This window comes from Streptomyces parvulus (genome assembly GCF_014648855.1).
Taxonomy (GTDB): Bacteria; Actinomycetota; Actinomycetes; order Streptomycetales; family Streptomycetaceae; genus Streptomyces; species Streptomyces parvulus.
The window spans coordinates 355,223-378,688 of sequence record NZ_BMRX01000008.1 but is presented as its reverse complement, the minus strand read 5'-3'; the positions used below and the strand labels follow the sequence as shown (position 1 = coordinate 378,688).

Genomic DNA, 23,466 nt, shown 5'->3' with positions numbered 1-23,466 from the left:
CGGCAGACGGGCCAACTCTTTTTCCGCCCCCTAGGGGACGGGCCCTCCGACCTGAGGGGCAGCCGTCCCCCGGGAGGTGTACCCGGGGGACGCGCGGGTTCGGTCCCGAGACCGATGCCGGTCGGGGCCGCGCGGTCGCACCATGGAGACATGAGCGCAGCAACCATGTACCCCGCCCCGGCACCGGTCCGTGCGTCCGGTGCCACGCCCGTGGCCGGCAGCCACCGGCACCGGCTCGGCGACGCCGTGCGCGCCGTGCGGGTGTTCGCGGGCGCCGCCTTCGACGTCGTGATCCTCGGCGAGTACGGGGAGGAGGCCGGCGTCCGCCGCCGCTGACGCCCCGGACCGGTCAGACCCCTTCGCCGAGCACCTCGTCCGCGTCCATGATCCGGTACGCGTAGCCCTGCTCCGCCAGGAAGCGCTGGCGGTGGGCCGCGAAGTCCTGGTCGAGGGTGTCGCGGGCGACGACCGAGTAGAAGTGCGCCTGGTGCCCGTCGGCCTTCGGCCGCAGCACCCGGCCGAGCCGCTGCGCCTCCTCCTGCCGGGAACCGAAGGTGCCCGACACCTGGATCGCGACCGTCGCCTCCGGCAGGTCGATCGAGAAGTTCGCGACCTTGGAGACGACCAGGACGCTGATCTCGCCCTGCCGGAAGGACTCGAAGAGCTTCTCCCGCTGCGCGTTGGACGTCTCGCCCTTGATCACCGGCGCGCCCAGGTGCTCGCCCAGCTCGTCGAGCTGGTCGATGTACTGGCCGATGACGAGGATCTGCTGCCCGGCGAAGCGCCGCACGATCGCCTCCGTCACCTTGCGCTTGGTGTCGGTCGTCGCGCAGAAGCGGTACTTCTCCTCCGCCTCGGCGGTGGCGTACGCCAGCCGCTCGGCGTCGGTGAGGTTGACCCGGACCTCCACGCAGTCGGCGGGCGCGATGTAGCCCTGCGCCTCGATCTCCTTCCACGGGGCGTCGAACCGCTTCGGGCCGATCAGCGAGAAGACGTCCGACTCCCGGCCGTCCTCCCGCACCAGCGTCGCGGTCAGGCCGAGCCGCCGCCGGGCCTGGAGGTCGGCGGTGAACTTGAAGACCGGCGCCGGCAGCAGGTGCACCTCGTCGTAGACGATCAGCCCCCAGTCCCGGGAGTCGAACAGCTCCAGGTGCGGGTAGACGCCCTTCCGCCGGGTCGTCAGCACCTGGTACGTGGCGATGGTGACCGGCCGGATCTCCTTGCGCGTGCCGCTGTACTCGCCGATCTCGTCCTCGGTCAGCGACGTGCGCTTCACCAGCTCGTGCTTCCACTGCCGGGCGGAGACGGTGTTGGTGACCAGGATCAGCGTCGTCGACCTGGCCTGCGCCATCGCCCCCGCCCCGACCAGCGTCTTGCCCGCGCCGCAGGGAAGGACGACGACACCGCTGCCGCCGTGCCAGAAGTTCTCCACGGCCTGCTTCTGGTACGGGCGCAGCGCCCAGCCGTCCTCCGCCAGGTCGATCGGGTGCGCCTCGCCGTCGACGTACCCGGCGAGGTCCTCGGCCGGCCAGCCCAGCTTGAGCAGCGTCTGCTTGATCTGCCCGCGCTCGGAGGGGTGCACGGCGACCGTGTCGGCGTCGATGCGGGCGCCGACCAGCGGCGCGATCCGCTTCGACTTCAGGACCTCCTCCAGCACGGGGCGGTCGGTGGTCGTCAGGACGAGGCCGTGCGCCGGGTGCTTGGAGAGGGTGAGGCGGCCGTAGCGGTCCATCGTCTCGGCGATGTCCACGAGCAGCGCGTGCGGCACGGGGTAGCGGCTGTACTCGACGAGGGCGTCCACGACCTGCTCGGCGTCGTGGCCGGCCGCCCGCGCGTTCCACAGGCCCAGCGGCGTCACCCGGTAGGTGTGGATGTGCTCGGGCGCCCGCTCCAGCTCGGCGAAGGGCGCGATGGCCCGGCGGCAGTCACCGGCCCGCTCGTGGTCGACCTCCAGGAGCAGGGTCTTGTCGGACTGGACGATCAGCGGACCATTCACGGGCGGCACCCTTTCGCGCACAGGCCGACGGCGACTGGACGGATCGGCCAAACGTCCAGTGTGCCTGATCGCGCCGCCGGGCTACTTGAGACCGATGTTGTTGATCAGCGGGCCCTCGATGGTGACGCCCTCCGTGACCAGCGGCTCCACCCCGGCGACCGGCAGCGGGAGCGGCAGCGCGGCGGCCTTCGGGGCCAGCGCGCCGAACAGGGCCGCGCCGGTGATCAGGGCGGCCACGGAGACGGCGACGGCGGAACGGGCGGTGGAGCGGAGGGGTTCGGCGGTCTTGGGACGCATCAGGAGCCTTCCGGGGCGAGGGAGAGGGGGAGGGGGGAGAGGGGGGAGCGGAGAAGAGGGGGAGGGTGATCCGGAGCGGGCCGGGCCCAGGGGGACTGGGAGCCCGGCCCGCCGGAAGGGGACGTGACGGATCAGCCGGCGGTCAGAGGGTGACGCCTCCACCGAGGTCGATGCCGATCGCGGCGGCCTCGGCGGCGAACGCCGCGAGGAGCGTCGCGGTGGAGGTCAGGACGGTGGCGACTCGACGAACGGCAGTACGCATCGGGTTCTTCCTTTCGGTTCCGGTTCAGGACACCGGGTGGCTGCCCGAGGGCCGAAAGCTCGATGCGGTTTATGAAAAAAGCTCCCTCTCAGGTGCGAATCACCCGGCGTGGCGTGCATGAACCCGCCCGTACACCCGGACGAGGGCGTGTCACGTCACGTCGTCGGCCAGTTCCGCCACGCCCGTGACGCGGTGCAGCGGATAGGTGCGCACCTCGTCGGCCGTGTGGTCGTACGCCGTCACGAAGCCGCCCTCCACCCGGATCGGGGCGATCACGCGCTGGCTGGCGGCGCCCTCCGCGTTCACGTAGCCGATCCACAGCGCCTCGCCGGTCAGCACGGCCGCCTGCATGGTCGCCAGCGTCTCGGCGGCGCCCGTGCGGGGCAGTTCGCCGCCCGGGGCGCCGCCCCCGGCGCCCGGCTTGCGCGGCGCCGTCGAGGCCAGGTCGCCCGCCCGGACGGCCCGGATCGCGGCCGCGAGCAGCGTGTCGTCCGGCGCCGGCGGACCGTCCGGGACCGGCTCCGGCGCCGCGCGCGGCGGCGTGCGGTGGGCGTCGGCCCGCGCGATCACGACGTCGCCCGCCGCGGACTCGGCGGCCGGCGCGAAACCCATCGCCCGCAGCCCCTCCAGGAGCGCCGCCGGATCCGCCTGCGCGGCCAGCACGGTCGGCGCGAGGCGGCGCAGGCCCAGACCCGCGCCCCGCCGGTCGGCGAGGATCTCGTCCAGCGTCGCGTCGTCGTCGCAGCGCACGTACGCCGAGGCCGCCCCCACCCGCAGCCGCCCGTGCCGCCGGGCCACGTCGTCGATCAGGTACGTCAGCGGCTGCGGCACCGGCGTGCGGGAGTGCCGGGCCAGGAAGGCGTGCAGGTCGGCGGCGGCCTGACCGGCGTCCAGCGCCCGGCGCACCGAACCCGGCGTGAACCGGTAGACGGTCGCCCCGCCCTTGGACTCCACGTCCGCGAGCACTCCGAGCACGTCGGCCAGCTCACGCTCCAGCAGCCCCGGCGCCACCGCCGTCAGGTCGGCCTGGAGCAGCACGTGGTCCAGCGGCTCCGGCAGCAGCGGCGCCAGCAGCCGGGCCGCGGCCGCCTCGGCGGCGGCCCGCTCGCCGGGGGCCGGGGGAGCGGGCGGCGCCGGCGTGCGGTGGTGGACGGGGAGCTTGTCGCCGGGGCCCTCCGGCGCCGGCGCCGGGTGCGACGGCTCGGGCGCCCCGATCAGCGCCCGGCCCGGCGCCGACAGCGCGCCGCGGCCGGTGACGCCGAGCAGCTCGGCCTCGGACAGCGTCCACCGGGCGAGACGGGACCGCAGGTCCTCCTCCCGCCGCTCCCGCTCGGGGCCGCGCAGCGGACGCTCCCAGCGCAGCCGGGCCAGCACCGACTCCTCCGTGGGCGAGGCCCCCTCGGGCAGCCCCGCCAGCAGGGCCAGCACCCGGTGCCGCACCTCCGGCGCCGCCGAACGGTCCAGGTTCGGGCCCAGCGCCGACAGCGTCCGGTCCTTCGCGTCCCGCCCCCCGACCACGCCCGGCGTCCTGGTCGCCGTCAGCCACGTCCGCACCAGGCCCGCCCAGCGCTCGGCCGGCGGCAGCTCCCGCCACTCGTCGTACGCCGGGGTCGGCGCGTACCGCTCGTCCGCCTCGCCGTCGGAGGCGATCAGCCCGGCGGCGTAGGCCAGTTCGAGCCAGAACGCGGCGACCGGCTCGGGCAGGTCCAGGACGACGGCCGTGCGCTTGAGGTCGCGCACGCTCAGCCCGCCGGCCCGCAGCACCGCCGGGCCGCCCTCGTCCCACTCCTTCAGCAGCTCCGCCACCGTCCCCAGCGCCGCCAGCGCCTGCCCCGCCGCGGTGGCGTCCACAACCTGTGGACGGTGGGTGGCGGCGGCCTCCACCGCCGGTGGCACCGGCTCCGGCGCCCGGTGCGCCCGGCCGGCCCGCAGGTGCAGGGCGACCTCGCGGGGCAGCACGACCGTGCCGGGCGCGGTCGGCAGCAGGAGGCCGCGGTCGAGGAGCGCGCGCAGATGGGCCGCCGGGTCATGGGTGACCTGCCCGTACGGCGGCCCCCACACCAGCCGGGCCAGCACCTCCCGCGACTCCTCGGACAGCCCCGCGAGCAGCTCCGCCATCCGCCGCCGGTCCTCGAACAGGCCGCCGAGCGCGGTCACCGCGGACACCGAGTCGTGGGTCGAGGGGAGGCCGGCCGCGGCCAGGATCTCCTGGATCCGCCCCGGCGACATCCCCGCCGTCGCCTCCCGCACGGTCGGGCCGAGCCCCGTCGGGGACGGGTGCTGCGGGGAGGGCGCCAGCAGCTCACGGGCGGTGCGCACCAGCCGCAGCCGGTCGTCGGCGCCCCACACCAGCGCCTGCTCGCGCAGCAGGGCGACGGCCCGGGGCAGCGCCGCGCGGACCGCCGGGTCCTCGTCGTCACCGCCCATCAGCCGCAGCAGCTCGGCGTACGTCGCGGGGTCCGGCGCCACGGCCAGCGCCTCCGCCGTCTGGAGCGCGAACCGGTCCAGCCGCTCCAGCGCCCGCACGACCGAGGCCCGCGTGCCCGCCCGGGTCGCGAGCTGCGTGAGGTCCGTCGGCACGGGGGTGATGAGGTCGGGACGGCTGCGCAGGAGGGCGGCCAGCGACACGTCGTCCCGCACCCGCAGCGCCTCCGCGAGGGACCGGGGTGCCGCGGACTTCTCCTCGGTGCTCATCCGGCCCACGTTAGCGGGTGGGGGTGACGTCGGGGGGTCGCGTGCGCCGGTGACGTGCGCGGGGGTGTCCGCCGCCCACGGCAGGATTCGGTACCTTCGTCCGACGGGCTGTCACAACACACCGCCCCGGAGGGGTCCGTGGGGATCGAGAGCGACCAGGTCGTCTACGAGTATCTGAGCCGCGTCGGCGACGTGGCGCAGCAGCGCCAGCTGCCGTCGGCCGCGCGGATGCGGCTCGTCTCCGAGCTGCGCAACGAGATCGACCGGCACCGGGCCCGGACCACCGTGGACAGTCCCGCAGCCGTCCGGCGCATCCTGGACCGGCTCGGCAGCCCCGACGACCTGGTCGACGCGGCGGGCGGCGCGAGCGGGGTCCGCCGGGCGCCGGTGCCGCCGCCGACGGCCGTGCCCGAGCAGCGGGACGCCGAGCCGCGCGGGCGGGAGCGGCGCAAGGGCCTGCGACGGTCGGCGCCCGAACCCGCGCCCGAACCGCCGGCCGCCGCGCCGCCGCACCTCGCGAGCGCCCAGGAGCTGGGCGGCGACGCCGGACCCCGGCCGGACTGGTGGCGGGTGGAGAACGGCCCGTTCGCCGGTGTGGGCGACAGCGTGCCCGGGTTCGTCGGCGGGGTGGAGATCCCGGAGCTGCTCAAGCCCCCGCCCAGGGCGGAGGAGCAGACCGAGAAGGACGAGAGAGCCCGGCAGGCCGGGAAGAAGGACGCCGCCGCGGTGAAACCCGCCGTGGAGGCGGTCGTGGAGCCCGTCCCGGAGGGCCGGGTGCGCCGCCTGCGCCGGCTGCCCCGCCCGTGGCCCGAGGGCGGCTGGAACAACCCCCTGCTGCTGCTCGCCGCCGGACTGCTGGTCCTCGGCGCGGTCCTCGGCAACCTCGTCGCCCTGGGCCTGGGCTGGCTGATCGCCTACCTCTCGCGCCGTCTCACCCCGGCCCAGTCGAAGTGGGCGGTCCTCGGCCTGCCCGGCACGGTCGCCGCCGCCGGGGTGGTCTGGCTGTGGGGCCGTACGGAGGGCCGCTGGGGCGACCCGGTCGCCGAGGGCCACATGAACGACGCGGTCGCCGAGACCTGGCCCTGGGTCCTGCGCGGCGCGGCCGTCGCCACGGCCCTGTACCTGCTCTGGCGCTCCCGCCGCCCGCGGGGCTGAGAGGGGGCCGCCCCGAGACGCGGGGCGGCGCCTGCACAATGGGGGGCATGGCCTTCCGTACCCGTACCGCTCCCACCGTCGGGTTCGATCTCGACATGACGCTGATCGACTCGCGGCCCGGCATCCACGCCTGCTACGTCGCGCTGAGCGAGCGGACCGGGACGTACGTCGACGCCGACCTGGCCGTGACGCGGCTCGGCCCGCCGCTCGCGGAGGAGCTGGCCCACTGGTTCCCGGCCGAGGAGATCCCCGCCGTCGCCGACCTGTACCGCGAGATGTACCCGTCGTACGCGATCGGGCCGACCCTCGCGATGCCCGGCGCCCGGGAGGCCGTCGCCGCGGTGCGCGGGGCCGGTGGCCGGGCGCTCGTCGTCACCGCCAAGTTCGAGCCCAACGCCAAACTGCACCTGGCACACCTGGGCATCGAGCCGGACGCCGTGGTCGGCGACCTGTGGGCCGAGCAGAAGGCCGTCGCGCTGCGCGAGCACGGCGCGCGCGTCTACGTCGGCGACCACGTCGGCGACGTCCGCGGGGCCCGGGCGGCGGGCGCGCTCTCGGTGGCGGTGGCCAGCGGTCCGTGCGACGCCGGGGAACTGCGCGCGGCCGGCGCGGACGTGGTCCTGGCCGGCCTGGCGGAGTTCCCGGACTGGCTCGCCGGCTACGAGGACGGCGAGGCCGACGGAGTGGCCGCCGCGCGGGCCTGACGGCGCCCGGCCGCGATCGACCGGAACACCCCCGCCCCGGCGACGAGGAAGCCCACGCCCATGAGCATGCTCAGGCCGAACATGTAGGTGGGGAACGGCGTCGTCCCCAGCAGCAGCGGGGCCACCGTGACCAGAGTGGCCACGGCGCCGACGAAGAAGACGATCGCACCGGCGCGGATCAGTCGGTCACCGGGCGCGGCGGAATTCGATTGGGTTTGTTCACGCACTCGACCAGGGTAGTTCCCAGCCCTGGGAACAACCCAGGGACGTCTTGTCAGCCGCCCGAAGACCATTAGCCTTGGTGGCGGCGGGTCAGGACGACCCGCCCAAGTGCTATCCAGAGCCGTTTCCGAGCAGATTTCCGAGCATTTTCCCGACGAGCACGAGGACGAGGACAGACGTGCCTACCGGCAAGGTCAAGTGGTTCAACAGCGAGAAGGGCTTCGGCTTTCTCTCCCGCGACGACGGCGGTGACGTCTTCGTGCACTCCTCGGTCCTTCCCGCCGGAGTCGAGGCGCTGAAGCCCGGCCAGCGCGTGGAGTTCGGCGTCGTCGCCGGCCAGCGCGGTGACCAGGCCCTGTCCCTGACCCTGCTGGACCCGGCCCCGTCGGTCGCGGCGGCGCAGCGCAAGAAGCCCGACGAGCTGGCCTCGATCGTCCAGGACCTGACGACCCTCCTGGAGAACATCACCCCGATGCTGGAGCGCGGCCGCTACCCGGAGAAGACCGCCGGCAAGAAGATCGCAGGCCTGCTGCGCGCCGTCGCCGACCAGCTCGACGTCTGATCCCGCCCGCCCGTCAGGGGAACGCCAGCGCGTCCGGGCCGAGGGCCGGTACCAGCCCCTCGGCCGCCGCGCGCGTCAGCAGGCCCCGGATCGCCGCGTGGCCGGCCTCGCCGAGGTCGGCCGTGAACTCGTTGACGTACAGCCCGATGTGCTGGTCGGCGACGGCCGGGTCCATCTCCTGGGCGTGCTCCATGACGTAGGGCCGGGAGGCCTCCGGATCGTCCCAGGCCGCGCGGACCGAGGCGCGGACCGCGTCGGCCAGCCGGGTCAGGGTCTCGGCGCCCAGCGACCGCCGGGCGATGATCGCGCCGAGCGGGATGGGCAGGCCGGTGGTCAGCTCCCAGTGCTCGCCCATGTCGGCGAGCTTGTGCAGCCCGTAGTTCTGGTACGTGAAGCGCGCCTCGTGGATCACGAGTCCCGCGTCGACCTTCCCGTCCCGCACGGCCGGCATGATCTCGTGGAACGGCATCACCACGATCTCGCCCACCCCTCCGGGCACGGTGTCCGCCGCCCACAGGCGGAAGAGCAGGTACGCCGTCGACGTCTCGCTCGGCACCGCCACCGTGCGGCCGCGCAGGTCCGCGTCCGCCTCCCGGGTCAGCACCAGCGGCCCGCACCCGCGGCCCAGCGCGCCGCCGCAGGGCAGCAGGGCGTACTCGTCGAGGACGTAGGGCAGCACGGCGTACGACACCTTCAGCACGTCCAGCTCGCCGCGTTCGGCCATGCCGTTGGTGATGTCGATGTCCGCGAAGGTCACGTCGAGCGCCGGGGCGCCGGGCACGCGGCCGTGGGCGAGGGCGTCGAAGACGAAGGTGTCGTTGGGGCAGGGCGAGTAGGCGATCCGGAGGGTCTCAGCGCTCATGTGGGTTCCAACTCCTGAGGACGGGTGCGAGCTTCCCGAACGCGTCCGTCAGCGCCGCGAGGGCCTCGCCGATGCGCCAGGCGGCGCGGTCGCGGGGGCCGACCGGGTTGGAGACGGCGCGCAGTTCCAGGACCGGCACGCCCTGCGCGGCGGCGGCCTCGGCGACGCCGAAGCCCTCCATGGCCTCGGCCAGCGCGTCCGGGTGGCGGGCGCGCAGCAGCGCGGCGCGTTCGGCGGTGCCGGTGACGGTGGAGCCGGTCAGGACGGTGCCGGGACGGGCGCCGGTCGCGGTGGCGGCGGCGCGCACCAGGGCGGGCGGCGGACGGTGGGTGACGGTGCCGAAGCCGAGGTCGGTGACCGGCAGGAAGCCGTCGGCGGTCTCCGCGCCCAGGTCGGCGGCGGTGATCGCGTCGGCGACGACGAGCGAGCCGACCGGCGCGTGGGGCGGGAAGCCGCCGCCGATGCCGGCCGAGACGACCAGGCCGTAGGGGACGCCCGCCAGGGCCGCGGCGGTCAGCGCGGCGGCGGTGGAGGCGGCGGCGAGGGCGGGGCCGACCCCGGCGGCCAGGAGGTCCGGGCCGCCGTCCGGGACGCGGAGCAGGGCCGCGCCGGGGAGGGCCGTCTCGGCGGCCGGCGCCGGGAACGCCCGTGCCACCGCGTCCCGTTCGGCGGGGACCGCGGTGGCTACGAGAACGCGCGTGGGGGACGTGGTCAGTCGTCCTTCTTCAGCTTGAAGGACCACAGACCGGTGGCCGCCTCGCTGTCGTCCTTGCCGTCGCCGGCCTTGATGGTGACGAGCGTGGAGTCGCCCTGGGCGCCGTACTGGGCGTTGAAGAACACGCTGCCCGGGACCGTCCGGTAGGTGTTGTCCGTGTCGTCGGTGAGCTGCTGACCGTTCATCAGGATCGTCCAGCGCTCGTCGGCGACGTCCGGGTCGACGCCGAAGCGGACCGTGTCGTCGGCGTTGACGCTGATGGACTTGACGTCGTCGTCCTGGAGGCACTTCTGGATCTCGGCGTTCTCCAGGGTGTCGCCGTGCCCGCCGCACGCGGCCTCGGAGCTGACCGAGTCACTGCCGACCGTGACCGTGGCCATGGGCGTGGGCTTGTCACAGGCGGACAGCAGGAGCAGTCCGGCGGATACCGCGCCGGCGGCGGCGACGGCGCGGCGGCGCCGCACAGCGCCGTGTCCGAGGGCGGCAGTGCCGCGGAGCAACGTGGTCATGGGCGAAGGCTATCTGGCGCCCACGCCCCGCCCCCCACCTGGGTACGGCGTGGCGTGGTCACGCCACCCTCGGCCGGGCGGGCCCGCCGTGCCGCGCCGAGTCGACCAGCCCCCGTACGGTCGTCAGCCACCCGGTGGCGATGATCGCGGCCCCCACGGACAGGCCCAGCGTGCCGTTGAGGGGCAGCACGATGCCGACCGCGCCGCCGAGCACCCAGGAGACCTGGAGCAGCGTCTCCGAGCGGGCGAACGCGGAGGTGCGCACCAGTTCCGGCACGTCCCGCTGGATCAGCGCGTCCAGGGACAGCTTGGCCAGCGCCTGGGCGAAGCCCGCCACCGCCGCCAGACACGCCACCAGGACGGCGCTGAAGAACACCGCGGCCGTGACGGCGGCGCCCAGCACGATCGCGACCACCGTCACGATGATGATCTCCGGCGCCCGGGACCGCAGCCACGCCCCGACCGCCGTGCCCAGCGCGTTGCCCGCGCCGGCCGCGACCCCCACGATCCCCAGGGACACCGCCGCGCTCTGCCCGGACAGCGGGTGCACCCGCAGCAGGAAGGCCAGGAAGAAGATCAGGAAGCCGGTCAGGCAGCGGATGCCGGCGTTGGCGAGCAGCGCGTGCGTCACCGCCGGCCCGACCGTGCGCAGCCCCGGCCGCTTGCCCCGGCCCCGCAGCGGGCCGTGCAGGTGGTCCTCGTCGGCGGCGAGCAGCGCCCGGGCCTCGCCGCGCGCCGAGTCCACGGTGTGCGGCAGCGTGAAGGACAGCACGGTGCCCGCCACGAAGATCACGAAGGCGCCGTAGAGCGGCCAGCGCGGCCCCACCTGCTGGAGCCCGGCCGCGATCGGCGCGGCGACCCCGGTGGCGAGCAGGCCGCAGAGCGTGACCCGGGAGTTCGCCTTGACCAGGGAGAAGCGGGGCGGCAGCAGCCGCGGCACCACCGCGCTTCTGACCACGCCGTACGCCTTCGAGGCGACCAGCACGCCGAGCGCGGCCGGGTACATCTCGATGCTGCCGGTGATGACCGCCCCGGACAGCACCAGCGCGAGCAGCGCCCGCGCGGCCATCGCGCAGGCCATCGCGGCGCGGCGCCCGTGCGGCACGCGGTCCAGGAGCGGGCCGATCACCGGGGCGAGGAGGGTGAAGGGCGCCATGGTGATGGCCAGGTAGAGCGCGACCCGGCCGCGGGCCTCGTCGGTGGGGACGGAGAAGAAGACGGTGGAGGCGAGGGCGACGGTGATCATGACGTCCCCGGCGCCGTTCACCCCGTGCAGCTCGATCAGCTTGCCGAGGCCCGACTCGCCGGCGCCGTGCGCGTGCGTCGCCTTGCGGATGCCGCGCGCCGTCCCGGTCACCGGCAGGCGCAGGGCGCGGCCGAGCGCACGGAACCGCGAGCCGGGTCCACGCCTCCGGCTCCCGCCCTTGAACTCCGTCCGTGCGGCTGCCACCCCGTCATAGTGCCCCGAGAGCGGGCGCTATAGCGCCCCGACGGCACGGATGGCGGTGATCGAGTCGGGTGACGCGGACGCCGGCACGGGGTGGGAAGAGCGGACCTTACCCCGCCGAAACTCCCGTCGGTGTAGGCCCAGCGCACATGAGCAGGTAGCGTGCCTAGCGCGCCGTGGCGAACGTTCTCGGCCGCGCGCCTTACGGCCATCCCGCAGAATGGATGACGTAGGTGTGCCCGAGCGCGATCGGGCGCGGACGTCGACGCGGTCCACAGGTCCGCTCCGTCCGCCCCTCGCAGGCAGCGGCGCACTCGTGAGACGGCGTATGGAGAGAAGCGATACCTGTGAGCGCAGCGACAACGCGAAGCCGCACCCCTGACCGCCTGTGCGCCGAGGCACTCGACCTCGCACGCGCCGCAGCCGAGGAGGCAGCCGCCCCCGGCGTCGTCGGCGAGCACGAGGGCCTGGTGTCGGAGGGCGACCGGGTCGTCACCCACTACTTCGCCTGCAAGGAGATGGGCTACCGCGGCTGGCGCTGGGCCGTCACCGTGGCCCGCGCCTCCCGCGCCAAGGTCGTCACGGTCGACGAGGCGGTGCTGCTGCCCGGCCCCGACGCGCTGCTGGCGCCCGAGTGGGTGCCGTGGAGCGAGCGGCTGCGCCCCGGCGACATGGGCCCCGGCGACCTGCTGCCGACCGACGCGGAGGATCTGCGTCTGGAGCCCGGCTGGAGCGGCGAGGACGAGCCGCCGCCGAACTCCGCCGTCTCCCACGAGATGGCCGACCTGGTCGAGGCCGAGGACGCGGAGGTGACCGCCGGGCCGCCCGCCGAGCTGTCCATGGTGCCCGCCCGCGGCACCATCTCGGCGGTCGCCGAGGAGCTGGGCCTGCGCCGCACCCGGGTCCTGTCCCGGTACGGGCTGCACGTGGCCGCCGACCGCTGGGAGGACGGGTTCGGCCCGAAGACCGCGATGGCCCAGGCGGCCCCCGCGGCCTGCGTCAGCTGCGGCTTCCTGGCCCGCATCGGAGGCTCGCTCGGGCAGGCCTTCGGGGTGTGCGCCAACGAGTTCTCCCCGGCGGACGGGCACGTGGTGTCGCTGGCCTACGGGTGCGGCGGGCACTCCGAGGCGGCGGTCATGCCGAAGCCGCCGCGGGTGGCTCCGCCGGTGATCGACGAGACGCGGGTGGACCCCTTCCCGCTGCGGCCGGACTCCGACTCGGGGTCCGTGTCCGTGGCGGAGGACGAGGCGGCGGATCTGGGGCACTCGTAGCGTCCCTTGGTTGGGCGGGGGCGATGCGGGTGCGGGTGCTGGTGCGTCCGCAGGTGCGGGTGCGTCGTGGCTCGCGTCCCGGGGGCTGCGCCCCCGGGCCCCCCTGTCGGCCTGACGGCCTCGTCCTCAAACGCCGGACGGGCTGGAGAGTGCCGCCCGGGCTGGAGAGAGCCGCCCGCTGGAGAGAGACGCCCGGGCCGGAGGAATCCTGGGACCGGTGGCACGACCTCCTCGCGGTACCTTCGTCATCCGTCGATGAGGAGAGTCACCGTGAGCATGTTCGTACGGCCCGCCGCCGAGGGTGCGGACCCGTTCGGTACGGCCCGGCTGCGGCGCGGGGTGCTGGACGCCTGGGCGACGAGCCCGGCCCGGTTCCGCGAGGACGCCAACGCGGAGGAGGACCTCGTCCTCGGCGGCTACCGCGACCGGCTGGTCGTCGAGCTGGCGCAGAACGCCGCGGACGCCGCCGCGCGGTCCGGCGTACCGGGCCGGCTCCGGCTCACCCTGCGCGACGACGTCCTCGTCGCCGCCAACACCGGCGCCCCGCTGGACGCGACCGGCGTCGAGTCGCTGTCCACGCTGCGCGCCTCCGCCAAGCGCGACGCCGGGGACGGCGCCGTCGGCCGGTTCGGGGTCGGCTTCGCCGCCGTCCTGGCCGTCACCGACGAGCCGGCCGTGGTGGGCCGGCAGGGCGGGGTCCGCTGGTCCCTGGCCGAGGCCCGTGACCTCGCCGCCGACAGCGCCGGGCACAGCGCGGGGCTGGGCGACGAGATCCGGCGCCGCGACGGGCACGTCCCGCTGCTGCGGCTGCCGTTCCCCGCCGAGGGCAGCGCCCCCGGCCCCTACGACACGGCCGTCATCCTCCCGCTGCGCGACCCGGCCGCCGCCGACCTCGCCGAACGGCTGCTGAACGCCGTGGACGACGCCCTGCTGCTCGCCCTGCCGGGGCTGGCGGAGGTCGTGGTCGAGGTCGGGGACGACGTCCGTACGCTGACCCGCCGCACCGAGGACGGCCTCACCGTCGTCGAGGACACCGTCGAGGGCACGACCCGCTGGCGCACCACCGCCGCGCACGGCCCCCTCACCCCCGACCTGCTCGCCGACCGGCCGGTCGAGGAGCGGCTGCGCCCGCACTGGTCGGTGACGTGGGCGGTGCCCGTGGACGCCGACGGCGCCCCCGCCCGGCCCCGCACCAGCCCCGTGGTGCACGCGCCCACGCCCAGCGACGAACCGCTCGGCGTGCCCGCGCTGCTCATCGCGACCTACCCGCTGGACACCACCCGCCGGCACGCCGCGCCCGGCCCGCTGACCGACTTCCTGACCGAACGGGCCGCCGACGCCTACGCCGGACTCCTCGCCGACTGGCGCCCGGTCGCGGCCGGCCTCATCGACCTGGTGCCCGGCCCGCTCGGCAAGGGGGAGCTGGACGGCACGCTGCGCCGGGCGATCCTCGAACGGCTGCCGCGCACCGCCTTCCTGCCGCCCGCCGCGGACCCGGGCGACGATCCCGACCTGCCCGACGCCCTGCGCCCGCGCGACGCCGAGGTGGTGGAGGGGGCCGGCGCCGACACGGTGCGGGTCCTCGCCGAGGTGCTGCCGACCCTGCTGCCCGCCGGGCTCGAACGCCGCGTGGAGCTGCGCACGCTCGGCGTCGCCCGGGTGCCGCTGACCGACGCGATCGACCGGCTGGCCGGGCTGGAGAAGGACCCCGGCTGGTGGTTCCGGCTCTACGACAGCCTCGCCGGCGTCGACCCCGACCGGCTCTCGGGGCTGCCCGTGCCGCTGGCCGGGGAGGGCACCCGGGGCCCCGGGGCGGGGGCGGGGCGCACCACCATCGGGCCCCGGCAGGTGCTGCTGCCGTCCCCCGAGGCCGAATCCCTCGATCCGGAGGTGCTGACCCGCCTCGGCCTGAAGATCGCCCACCCGGACGCCGCCCATCCGCTCCTGGAGAAGCTGGGCGCCCTCCCCGCCACCCCGCGTGCCGTGCTCACCACGCCGCAGGTCCGGGCGGCCGTCGCGGCGTCGCTGGACGACGACGGCGGCGCGAACTGGGAGGAGGACGCCCTCGACGCCGAGGAGCTGGCGGACACCGTCCTCGGTCTGGTCCGCGACGCCGGGCTGGACGCCGGGGACGAGCCCTGGCTGGGCGCGCTCGCCCTGCCCGACGAGGACGGTGAACTCTCCCCGGCGGGCGAACTGGTCTTCCCCGGCGGCCCGTTCGCGCGGATCATGCGCGAGGACGAGGTCGCCGCCGTGGACGCGGAGCTGGCCGAGAGGTGGGGCCCGGACCCGCTGGCCGCCTGCGGCGTACTGGTCACCTTCGCCCTGGTCCGCGCCACCGACGTCGTCCTCGACCCCGACGAACTGGAGCCCCGTGAGGGGGACTTCGCCGAACCCGACGACGCGGGGCTGCTGGACGCCGTGGACGTGTGGAGCGAGGACGTCCTGGACCGCTTCCCGGAGAGCCCCGTCCCGCCGGTCGCCACCGAGATCGTCGCCGTGCGCGACCTGGACCTGGTGGACGACGACCACTGGCCCGAGGCCCTGGCCCTGCTGTCCCGGCCGCCGCTGCGCGACGCGCTGGTCCAGCCGGTCCGCGTGCTGCTGCCCGACGGCACCCACGAGGTCGTACGGCCGTACACCGCGTGGTGGCTGCGCGGGCACCCCGTCCTCGGCGGGCGCCGCCCCGCCGGTCTGCGCGCGGCGGGCTCCGACCCGCTGCTGCGGGGCCTGTACGACGAGGCCGACGCGACCGGCTTCGAGGACGAGCAGGTCCTGCGGGCGCTGGGCGTGCGCACCTCGGTCGCCGCGCTCCTCGCCGAGCCGGGCGGCGCGGCCGAACTCCTGGACCGCCTCGCCGACCCCGACCGCCCCGTCGCGGCCGCCCAACTGCACGCCCTGTACGGCGCGCTGGCCGACCTCGACCCCGAGCAGGTGACCCTGCCGGACGAGGTGCGGGCCGTGGTCGACGGCGAGGTGCGGGTGGTGGACGCCGCGGACGCCGTGGTCGTCGACTCGCCCGACCTGCTGCCCTTCACCTCCGGGGTTCCGCTGCTGCCGGTGCGGCCGTCCCGGGCCGCCGAGCTGGCCGAGCTGTTCCAGGTGCGGCGGCTGAGCGAGTCCGTCACCGGGCACGTGGACTCCGAGGGCACCGAGCACGACGTGCCGGAGCCGGTGCGGGTGCTGCTCGGCGCGCGCACCCCGGCGTCGTACGTGGAACACGAGGAACTGGTCGTCGACGGCGTGGACATCGACTGGCGGCTGACGGACGACGGGACGCTGCACGCGGCGACCCTGGAGGGGGTCGCCGCGGGCCTGGCCTGGGCGGCGCGCCAGTGGCCGCGACGGTTCGAGGTCGCGGCCCTCCTGGAGGACGAGTCCCGCACGGAGGAGCTGGCAAGGGACCGCTGGTTCGACTGACGGGTCCGGCTCGTGGGTGGGCGCGGCGCCGTCGTGGCTGGTCGCGCAGTTCCCCGCGCCCCTTGCGGCATCACCCTCAGGCCGGGAAGCGGTGGTCCACCCATCGCCACAGGAATTCCAGCGAGGCCGCGGCCACGACCGCGACCCCCACGGCGGCCCACGGCATGGTGACCCCCACCAGCTTCAAGGCGAAGAAGTCCTGGAGCCACGGGACCGCCAGGACCACCAGGAAGGCCGCGCCCATCGTCGCGACCAGCAGGACGCGCCACCACGTGTAGGGGCGGGCGATGATCGCCAGGACCCACATCGAGATCAGGAACAGGGTCAGCGTCGCCGCGCTGGTCTCCGCGTCCAGGGCGTTCGGGCCGCTGTAGTGGTGGCGGGCGATCAGGTACGTCGCGAAGGTCGCCGCGCCCGCCACCACCCCGCCCGGGATCGCATACCGCATCACCCGGCGGACGAAGTGGGGCCTGGCCCGTTCCTTGTTGGGGGCCAGGGCGAGGAAGAAGGCGGGGACGCCGATGGTGAGGGTGGAGAGCAGGGTCAGGTGCCGGGGCAGGAACGGGTACTCGACCTGGGAGCAGACCACCAGGATCGCCAGCAGCACCGAGTAGACCGTCTTGACCAGGAACAGGGTCGCGACCCGGGTGATGTTGCCGATGACCCGGCGGCCCTCGGCCACCACCGACGGCAGCGTGGCGAAGCTGTTGTCGAGCAGCACGATCTGCGCGACCGCCCGGGTCGCCTCCGAGCCGGAGCCCATCGCCACGCCGATGTCGGCGTCCTTGAGCGCGAGGACGTCGTTGACGCCGTCGCCGGTCATCGCGACGGTGTGGCCGTGCGACTGGAGGGCGCCGACCATGTCCCGCTTCTGCTGCGGGGTGACGCGGCCGAAGACCGTGCCCTCGTCCAGCGCCCCGGCCATCTCCTCCGGGCCGGTCGGCAGCCGGCGGGCGTCGACGGTCGCGCCGGACAGGCCGACCTTGGCGGCGACCGCGCCCACGGACACCGCGTTGTCACCGGAGATGACCTTGGCGCTGACGTCCTGTTCGGCGAAGTAGCGCAGCGTGTCGGCGGCGTCCGGGCGCAGCCGCTGCTCCAGGACGACCAGGGCGGTGGGCGTGACGTCCCGGGCGACCCCGGGGTCGGTCAGGGGGCGGTCGGCGCGGGCGAGCAGCAGGACGCGCAGGCCCTGTTCGTTGAGGCGCCCGGTCTCGGCGAGGGCGGGGTCGTCCTCGGCCAGCAGCACGTCGGGCGCCCCGAGCAGCCAGGTGCCCGAGGCGCCGTCGGGCCCGCTGAACGCGGCGCCGCCGTACTTGCGGGCGGAGGAGAAGGGCAGGGCGTCGGTGCGCCGCCACTCGCCGCTCGCCGGGAAGGCCTCGATGACGGCCAGGAGCGAGGCGTTGGGGCGCGGGTCGGCCGCGCCCAGGGCGCCGAGGACCGTGCGGACGTACGCCTCGTCGGCGCCGTCGAGGACGCGCAGGCCGGTGACGTCCATGCCGCCCTCGGTGAGGGTGCCGGTCTTGTCCAGGCAGACGGTGTCGACGCGCGCCAGGCCCTCGATGGCGGGCAGTTCCTGGACGAGGCACTGCTTGCGGCCCAGCCGGACGACGCCGATCGCGAAGGCGACCGAGGTGAGCAGGACCAGGCCCTCGGGGACCATCGGCACGATGCCGCCGACGGTGCGCGCGATGGAGTCGTCCAGCTCGTTGTCCTTGGCGAGCAGCTGGCTGAGGATCAGGCCGAGGGCGGTCGGGACCATCATCCACGTGACGTACTTGAGGATCGTGGAGATCCCGGAGCGCAGCTCGGACTGGACCAGGGTGAAGCGGCTGGCCTCCTCGGCGAGCTGCGCGGCGTACGCCTCCCGGCCCACCTTGGTCGCCTGGAAGGCGCCGCCGCCCGCGACCACGAAGCTGCCGGACATCACCGGGTCGCCGGGGCGCTTGACGACCGGGTCGGCCTCGCCGGTCAGCAGCGACTCGTCGATCTCCAGACCGTCCGCCTCGACGACCACGCCGTCGACGACGACCTTGTCGCCGGGCCCGGTCTCGATGACGTCGTCCAGCACGATCTCCGAGGTGCTGATCTCGGTGGCCGTCCCGTCCCGGCGCACCGTCGGGCGGACCTCGCCGATCAGGGCGAGCGAGTCGAGGGTCTTCTTGGCCCGCCACTCCTGGACGATGCCGATGCCGGTGTTGGCGAGGATCACGAAGCCGAACAGGCTGTCCTGGATGGGCGCGACCACCAGCATGATCACCCAGAGCACGCCGATGATCGCGTTGAACCGGGTGAAGACGTTGGCGCGCACGATGTCGGCCACCGAGCGGCTGCTGCGCACCGGTACGTCGTTGACCTGGCCGCGGCCGGTGCGCTCGGCGACCTCGGCCGCCGTCAGCCCGGTCGCCGGCGTGCGGGCGTGCCCCGGGTGCGCGGGGTCGAGCCGGTCACCGGCGTCGAGATGCGTCATGCGCTCGACGGTACGTGCGGTTTTGGGGCTTCACCCGCCGAAAGCGGCAAAGATCCGACCAGGGGAGGACGGGCCGGTCCGGCCCGTGATGCCCTGGTACTACTCGGCGTCGAGCGCCGCGCGCCGGAGCGCGGCCTCGCGGCCCCGGACGTACCAGATGCCGATCAGGCCGAGGCCGGCGCCGGCCAGGCAGGTCCAGACCCACCAGGCGTGGCCGCGGTCGTCGAACCAGCCGTAGAAGGGGAGCTGCGCAAGGAAGAGGACGAACCACAGGACGGTGCCGCCGATGATCGTCGGAACCACGGGGCCCTCCAGGGGCTCCGGCGCCTCGTGCCTGGGTGTCCACTTCGTCATGCGTACAGCTTACGAGGAGGGCGCGAACGGGTTGTCGGCACGGCGGTTTGGGGGTCTACGCGCGGAGATAGCGCTGCCGGGCTCATACGTTCATACTGAACCCGTTTGTCTCTGACCACTTTCTTTCGTAGAAAACCCCAAACGCAGAAACACCGGCCGGGCCGTGGGGGAACCCGCCGCCGGTGATGAGGTCTCCGCATGCCCACCTCGGCCTCCGCCAAGGTCCCCCCGTCCCCCGAGTCGCCCGAGGACCGGCTGCCCCCGCAGAACGGCCTCGACCGCTACTTCAGGATCTCCGAGCGCGGCAGCACGCTGCCCCGTGAGATCCGCGGCGGCTTCGCCACCTTCTTCGCGATGGCCTACATCATCGTGCTGAACCCGATCATCCTCGGCAGCGCGAAGGACATGTACGGCAACCAGCTCGACAACGGCCAGCTGGTCACCGCCACCGCGCTCACGGCCGCGTTCACCACGCTGCTGATGGGCGTCATCGGCAACGTCCCGATCGCGCTGGCCGCCGGTCTCGGCGTGAACTCCGTCGTCGCGCTCCAGCTCGCCCCGCGGATGTCCTGGCCGGACGCCATGGGCATGGTGGTGCTGGCGGGCTTCGTCGTCATGGTGCTGGTCGCCACCGGCCTGCGCGAGCGGGTGATGAGCGCCGTCCCCTACGGACTGCGCAAGGCCATCGCCATCGGTATCGGCCTGTTCATCATGCTGATCGGTCTCGTCGACTCCGGCTTCGTGACCCGGATGCCGGACGCCGCGCAGACCACCGTCCCGCTCCAGCTGGGCACCGGCGGCCACCTGGAGGGCTGGCCGGTACTGGTCTTCGTCCTCGGCGTGCTGCTGACGCTCGCGCTGATCGTCCGCAAGACCCCCGGCGCCATCCTGATCTCGATCGTCGTGATGACCGTGGTCGCGGTGGTCATCAACGCGATCGCCGACATCCCCTCCTGGGGTCTGACCACCCCGGAGTGGCCGGGCAACCCCGTCGCCACGCCCGACTTCGGGCTGGTCGGCCAGGTCAGCCTGTTCGGCGGGTTCGAGAAGGTCGGCGTCCTGACCGGCGTGCTGTTCGTCTTCACCGTGCTGCTCTCGTGCTTCTTCGACGCCATGGGCACGATCATGGGCGTCAGCGACGAGGCCAAGCTGACCGACGGCGAGGGCCAGATGCCGGGCATCAACAAGGTCCTCTTCGTGGACGGCGTCGCCGTCGCCGCGGGCGGTGCCAGCTCCGCCTCGGCCACCACCTGCTTCGTGGAGTCCACGGCCGGCGTGGGCGAGGGCGCCCGCACCGGCTTCGCGAACATCGTCACCGGCGGGCTCTTCGCCCTGGCGCTGTTCCTCACCCCGGTCGCCACGATGGTCCCGTCCCAGGCGGCCACCCCGGCGCTGGTCGCGGTCGGCTTCCTGATCCTGGCCGGCTCGGTCCGGGAGATCGACTGGTCCGACTTCACCATCGCGATCCCGGCCTTCGTGACGATGCTGATGATGCCGTTCACGTACTCGATCACCAACGGCATCGGCATGGGCTTCATCACCTTCTCGGTGCTGCGCCTGGCGGCCGGTCGGGGCCGGGAGGTCCCGGTCACGATGTACGTGGTGTCGGCGGTCTTCGCCTTCTACTACCTGATGCCGGCCCTCGGTCTGACCTGACCGTCCGGGGTTCAGGTGACCCCGTAGAACCGTTCCGTCTCCTCCACGGCGGACTGGAACCGCTCGTCGAAGTCATCCCGAATGAGCGTCCGGACGACATAGTCCTGGACGCTCATTCCCCTTTTCGCCGCATGGTGCCGGAGCCGTTCGAGCAGCTCCCCGTCCATCCGCAGGCTGAGCACGCTGGTCCCCATGCGGACGAGGGTCGCCCCCGCCGGCCGGGTGATGCTCCGATTTCCGGAAACGACTCACTCGTACGGGTGAACCGCGGGTTTCGGTGGCGTGCGTCACGGGCACGCGGGCGCATGTGCGGTGGTATTTCGCGAGACTAATGAGTTAGGCTAAGGAACATGCCGGACCTCAAGCATGGCGACGACGCCGCCGCCGTGAACTCCCTGCGCTCCGCCGTGATGCGGTTGTCCCGTCGCCTCAAGCACCAGCGGGTCGACGAGTCGCTCAGCCCGACCGAGATGTCGGTGCTCGGCACCCTCTCCCTCTGCGGCAGCGCGACCCCGGGCGAACTGGCCCGCAAGGAACACGTCCAGCCGCCCTCGATGACCCGCATCGTGGCGCTGCTGGAGGCGAAGGGGCTGGTCCGGCTCGAGCCGCATCCCGAGGACCGGCGGCAGAAGGTCGTCACGCAGACCGAGCAGGCCGTGGTGATGCTCGACGAGAGCCGCCGCAAGCGGAACGCGTTCCTGGCCACGCTGGTCGAGGGACTCGACGAGGACGAGTGGGCGAAACTGCGCGCCGCCGCCCCCGTGCTGGAGAAGCTCGCCCACAAGTAAGCAGTTCTCGCGAGGAGGCGAACCCTTTTGAGTACGGGATCCGGAGCAGCTTCCGCCCCCGCACCTGACGGCCACGACGACCCGACCGCCCACGACACCCCCCGCACGTCCCGGACCTCGATGTTCGCCTCCCTGAAGGTCAGGAACTACCGCCTGTTCTTCACGGGCCAGGTCGTCTCCAACATCGGCACCTGGATGCAGCGCATCGCCCAGGACTGGCTGGTGCTCAGCCTCACCGGCTCCTCGGCGGCCGTCGGCATCACGACGGCCCTCCAGTTCCTGCCGATGCTCCTCTTCGGCCTCTACGGCGGCGTCCTCGTCGACCGCCTGCGCAAGCGCCCCACGCTGCTGGTCACCCAGTCCGCGATGGCCCTCACCGCGCTGTTCCTCGCCGTCCTCACCCTGACCGGCCACGTCCAGGTCTGGCACGTCTACGTCGCCGCCTTCGCGATGGGCCTGGCGACCGTGGTCGACAACCCGGCGCGGCAGTCCTTCGTCTCCGAGCTGGTCGGCCGGGACCAGCTCCAGAACGCGGTCAGCCTGAACTCGGCCAACTTCCAGTCCGCCCGGCTGGTCGGCCCCGCCGTCGCCGGCCTCATGATCACCGGGGTGGGCACCGGCTGGGCGTTCCTCGCCAACGGCCTCTCCTTCGTCGCGCCGCTGAGCTGCCTGCTGCTGATGCGCGCCCGCGACCTGCACGCCGTCCAGCGCGCGCCGCGCGGCAAGGGGCAGCTGCGCGAGGGCCTGCACTACGTCGCCGGGCGACCCGAGCTGATCTGGACCATCACCCTGGTCGGGTTCATCGGCACCTTCGGCTTCAACTTCCCGGTCTTCCTGTCCGCCTTCGCCGACGACGTCTTCGACGCGGGGGCCGGGGCGTACAGCCTCTTCAACACCCTCATGGCCGTCGGCTCCCTGGCCGGCGCCCTGCTCGCCGCCCGGCGCGGCACGGCCCGGCTGCGGGTCCTGATCGCGGCGGCGGTGGCCTTCGGCGCGCTGGAGATCGTGGCGGCGACGGCACCGGGGCTGTGGCTGTTCGCCCTGCTCATGGTTCCGATCGGCGTCTTCAGCATGACGGTCAACGTCACCGCCAACACCAGCATCCAGATGTCCACCGACCCGGCCATGCGGGGCCGCGTCATGGCCCTGTACATGATGGTCTTCCTGGGCGGCTCCCCGGTCGGCGCCCCGATCGTCGGCTGGGTCACCGACACCTACGGCGCCCGGGTCGGCTTCGCCGCGGGCGGCGCGGTGGCCGCCACCGCCGCGATCGTCATCGGCCTGGTCCTGGCCCGCGTCGGCAACCTCCGCCTCTCGGTCGGCTGGCACCGGGGGCACCCGCAGGTGCGGTTCGTCCCGCGAGAGCGGCGGGAGGCGCTGGCACCGGCGGCGTGACCGCCTGCCGGGTCAGTCGCGGGGGAAGTCGTCGGTCTTGAGGGTGAGGCCGACGACGGTCCCGGTCAGGTCGACGTCCTCGCCGAAGCCGAAGCTGACGCGCGCGTGGTATTTGCCGTCCACGGGCAGCGTGTGCAGGTGCCACTCCGCGGCATAGGGGTCCACGATCAGGTACACCGGGACCTTTGCGGCGGCGTAGGCGTCCTTCTTGGGGCCGTGGTCGTTACCGGCAGTGCTCCGGGAGATCACCTCGGCGACGAACTCGACGTCCTCGGGGAGCCAGAGGCCCTTGCCGTCCTTCGAAGCCCCCTCGGCCAGGGCCACGACGTCGGAGGCGAAGCCGTTGAGGTAACCCGGGTAGTCCATACGGACGTCGGACTTGACGCGCTTGCGTGGGTACTTGGTGCGGAGCTGATCGTAGATGTCCGCGATGATGTCCCAGTGGGCGTCCCGCTGCGGCGTCATGAAGATGTGCCCCCCGACGATCTCGGCCTTGTATCCCTCGGGGACGGGCAACTTCTCGAGCCACTCGAACATGACGTCCAGAGTGAGCTCGGCGCTCTCTTCGGCCATCTCGATCCTGTCGTCAAGGACGGTCATCGTGGCGCTCCTCCCCGGCTGCCCCCGACGCGAGTGCAGCCGCGCGGTACAACGATACGCACGGTGACCTGGACACGCGCGGACGTA

Annotated in this window: 21 protein-coding genes; 9 read left to right on the top strand and 12 right to left on the bottom strand. The window is 74.0% G+C overall.

The features are described from left to right. Positions 1-150: 150 nt before the first annotated feature. Complete coding sequence (locus tag IE108_RS17945; protein ID WP_163016220.1) at positions 151-336, top strand: hypothetical protein; 186 nt, start codon at positions 151-153, stop codon at positions 334-336. A 13-nt stretch (positions 337-349) separates the two neighbouring features. On the opposite strand, the gene IE108_RS17940 is transcribed toward IE108_RS17945, so the two are convergent. The 3 genes from IE108_RS17940 to IE108_RS17930 all read right to left on the bottom strand — a co-directional run bounded on the left by IE108_RS17940 (position 350) and on the right by IE108_RS17930 (position 5,249). Then, complete coding sequence (locus tag IE108_RS17940; RefSeq protein ID WP_064728512.1) at positions 350-1,996, bottom strand: DNA repair helicase XPB; 1,647 nt, start codon at positions 1,994-1,996, stop codon at positions 350-352. Between the two features lie 81 nt (positions 1,997-2,077). Then, positions 2,078-2,293 carry a hypothetical protein gene (locus IE108_RS17935; RefSeq protein ID WP_064728511.1) on the bottom strand — a complete coding sequence of 72 codons (216 nt, stop codon included), beginning with the start codon at positions 2,291-2,293 and terminating at the stop codon, positions 2,078-2,080. Between the two features lie 412 nt (positions 2,294-2,705). After that, positions 2,706-5,249 carry a helicase-associated domain-containing protein gene (locus tag IE108_RS17930; protein WP_064728510.1) on the bottom strand — a complete coding sequence of 848 codons (2,544 nt, stop codon included), beginning with the start codon at positions 5,247-5,249 and terminating at the stop codon, positions 2,706-2,708. 138 nt (positions 5,250-5,387) lie between these two features. On the opposite strand from IE108_RS17930, the gene IE108_RS17925 reads away from it, so the two are divergent. Further along, positions 5,388-6,404 carry a hypothetical protein gene (locus IE108_RS17925; RefSeq protein WP_064728509.1) on the top strand — a complete coding sequence of 339 codons (1,017 nt, stop codon included), beginning with the start codon at positions 5,388-5,390 and terminating at the stop codon, positions 6,402-6,404. A gap of 47 nt (positions 6,405-6,451) precedes the next feature. Then, positions 6,452-7,108 (top strand): HAD family hydrolase, encoded by a 657-nt coding sequence (locus IE108_RS17920; RefSeq protein ID WP_064728508.1) that lies wholly within the window; start codon positions 6,452-6,454, stop codon positions 7,106-7,108. Here the strand turns inward: IE108_RS17920 and IE108_RS17915 are convergent. Beyond that, positions 7,063-7,335, bottom strand: a complete 273-nt coding sequence (locus IE108_RS17915; RefSeq protein WP_064728507.1) for a hypothetical protein — start codon at positions 7,333-7,335, stop codon at positions 7,063-7,065. The genes IE108_RS17920 and IE108_RS17915 overlap by 46 nt on opposite strands. Before the next feature lie 173 nt (positions 7,336-7,508). On the opposite strand from IE108_RS17915, the gene IE108_RS35245 reads away from it, so the two are divergent. Further along, positions 7,509-7,892, top strand: coding sequence for a cold-shock protein (locus IE108_RS35245; RefSeq protein ID WP_053132946.1), 384 nt, complete (start codon positions 7,509-7,511; stop codon positions 7,890-7,892). Positions 7,893-7,905: 13 nt separating this feature from the next. Here the strand turns inward: IE108_RS35245 and IE108_RS17905 are convergent, their stop codons facing one another. The 4 genes from IE108_RS17905 to IE108_RS17890 are packed head-to-tail and all read right to left on the bottom strand — an operon-like array spanning position 7,906 to position 11,428. Continuing rightward, positions 7,906-8,754 carry a 1,4-dihydroxy-6-naphtoate synthase gene (locus IE108_RS17905; protein ID WP_064728506.1) on the bottom strand — a complete coding sequence of 283 codons (849 nt, stop codon included), beginning with the start codon at positions 8,752-8,754 and terminating at the stop codon, positions 7,906-7,908. Further along, complete coding sequence (locus tag IE108_RS17900; protein ID WP_107420442.1) at positions 8,744-9,469, bottom strand: futalosine hydrolase; 726 nt, start codon at positions 9,467-9,469, stop codon at positions 8,744-8,746. Before IE108_RS17900 ends, IE108_RS17905 begins: the two co-directional genes overlap by 11 nt. Continuing rightward, the gene (locus tag IE108_RS17895) at positions 9,466-9,978 is read right to left on the bottom strand and encodes a DUF2771 domain-containing protein (protein ID WP_181849146.1); all 513 of its coding nucleotides are present in this window, start codon (positions 9,976-9,978) and stop codon (positions 9,466-9,468) included. The genes IE108_RS17900 and IE108_RS17895 overlap by 4 nt, the downstream gene beginning before the upstream one ends. Positions 9,979-10,036: 58 nt before the next feature. After that, entirely contained in the window at positions 10,037-11,428 is a 1,392-nt protein-coding gene (locus tag IE108_RS17890; RefSeq protein ID WP_064728503.1) for an MFS transporter, read from the bottom strand. Between the two features lie 344 nt (positions 11,429-11,772). Here IE108_RS17890 and IE108_RS17885 point away from each other — a divergent pair, with 344 nt between their 5' ends. Further along, on the top strand, positions 11,773-12,696 hold the full coding sequence (locus IE108_RS17885; protein ID WP_064728502.1) for a DUF3027 domain-containing protein: 924 nt from the start codon (positions 11,773-11,775) through the stop codon (positions 12,694-12,696). Positions 12,697-12,966: 270 nt separating this feature from the next. After that, on the top strand, positions 12,967-16,116 hold the full coding sequence (locus tag IE108_RS17880) for a sacsin N-terminal ATP-binding-like domain-containing protein (RefSeq protein WP_064728501.1): 3,150 nt from the start codon (positions 12,967-12,969) through the stop codon (positions 16,114-16,116). A gap of 76 nt (positions 16,117-16,192) precedes the next feature. On the opposite strand, the gene IE108_RS17875 is transcribed toward IE108_RS17880, so the two are convergent. Then, positions 16,193-18,586 carry an HAD-IC family P-type ATPase gene (locus IE108_RS17875; RefSeq protein WP_064728500.1) on the bottom strand — a complete coding sequence of 798 codons (2,394 nt, stop codon included), beginning with the start codon at positions 18,584-18,586 and terminating at the stop codon, positions 16,193-16,195. A gap of 99 nt (positions 18,587-18,685) precedes the next feature. Then, positions 18,686-18,940 carry a DUF2530 domain-containing protein gene (locus tag IE108_RS17870; RefSeq protein ID WP_064728499.1) on the bottom strand — a complete coding sequence of 85 codons (255 nt, stop codon included), beginning with the start codon at positions 18,938-18,940 and terminating at the stop codon, positions 18,686-18,688. A 198-nt stretch (positions 18,941-19,138) separates the two neighbouring features. Here IE108_RS17870 and IE108_RS17865 point away from each other — a divergent pair, with 198 nt between their 5' ends. Beyond that, complete coding sequence (locus IE108_RS17865) at positions 19,139-20,596, top strand: NCS2 family permease (RefSeq protein ID WP_064728498.1); 1,458 nt, start codon at positions 19,139-19,141, stop codon at positions 20,594-20,596. A gap of 11 nt (positions 20,597-20,607) precedes the next feature. On the opposite strand, the gene IE108_RS17860 is transcribed toward IE108_RS17865, so the two are convergent. Next, positions 20,608-20,790, bottom strand: coding sequence for a ribbon-helix-helix protein, CopG family (locus IE108_RS17860; protein ID WP_064728497.1), 183 nt, complete (start codon positions 20,788-20,790; stop codon positions 20,608-20,610). A 156-nt stretch (positions 20,791-20,946) separates the two neighbouring features. On the opposite strand from IE108_RS17860, the gene IE108_RS17855 reads away from it, so the two are divergent. Both IE108_RS17855 and IE108_RS17850 read left to right on the top strand, forming a co-directional pair. Continuing rightward, positions 20,947-21,384 (top strand): MarR family winged helix-turn-helix transcriptional regulator, encoded by a 438-nt coding sequence (locus IE108_RS17855; RefSeq protein WP_064728496.1) that lies wholly within the window; start codon positions 20,947-20,949, stop codon positions 21,382-21,384. 27 nt (positions 21,385-21,411) lie between these two features. Continuing rightward, positions 21,412-22,779, top strand: a complete 1,368-nt coding sequence (locus IE108_RS17850) for an MFS transporter (protein WP_079163551.1) — start codon at positions 21,412-21,414, stop codon at positions 22,777-22,779. Between the two features lie 12 nt (positions 22,780-22,791). Here the strand turns inward: IE108_RS17850 and IE108_RS17845 are convergent, their stop codons facing one another. After that, positions 22,792-23,379, bottom strand: coding sequence for a Uma2 family endonuclease (locus tag IE108_RS17845; protein WP_064728494.1), 588 nt, complete (start codon positions 23,377-23,379; stop codon positions 22,792-22,794). Positions 23,380-23,466 lie beyond the last annotated feature (87 nt).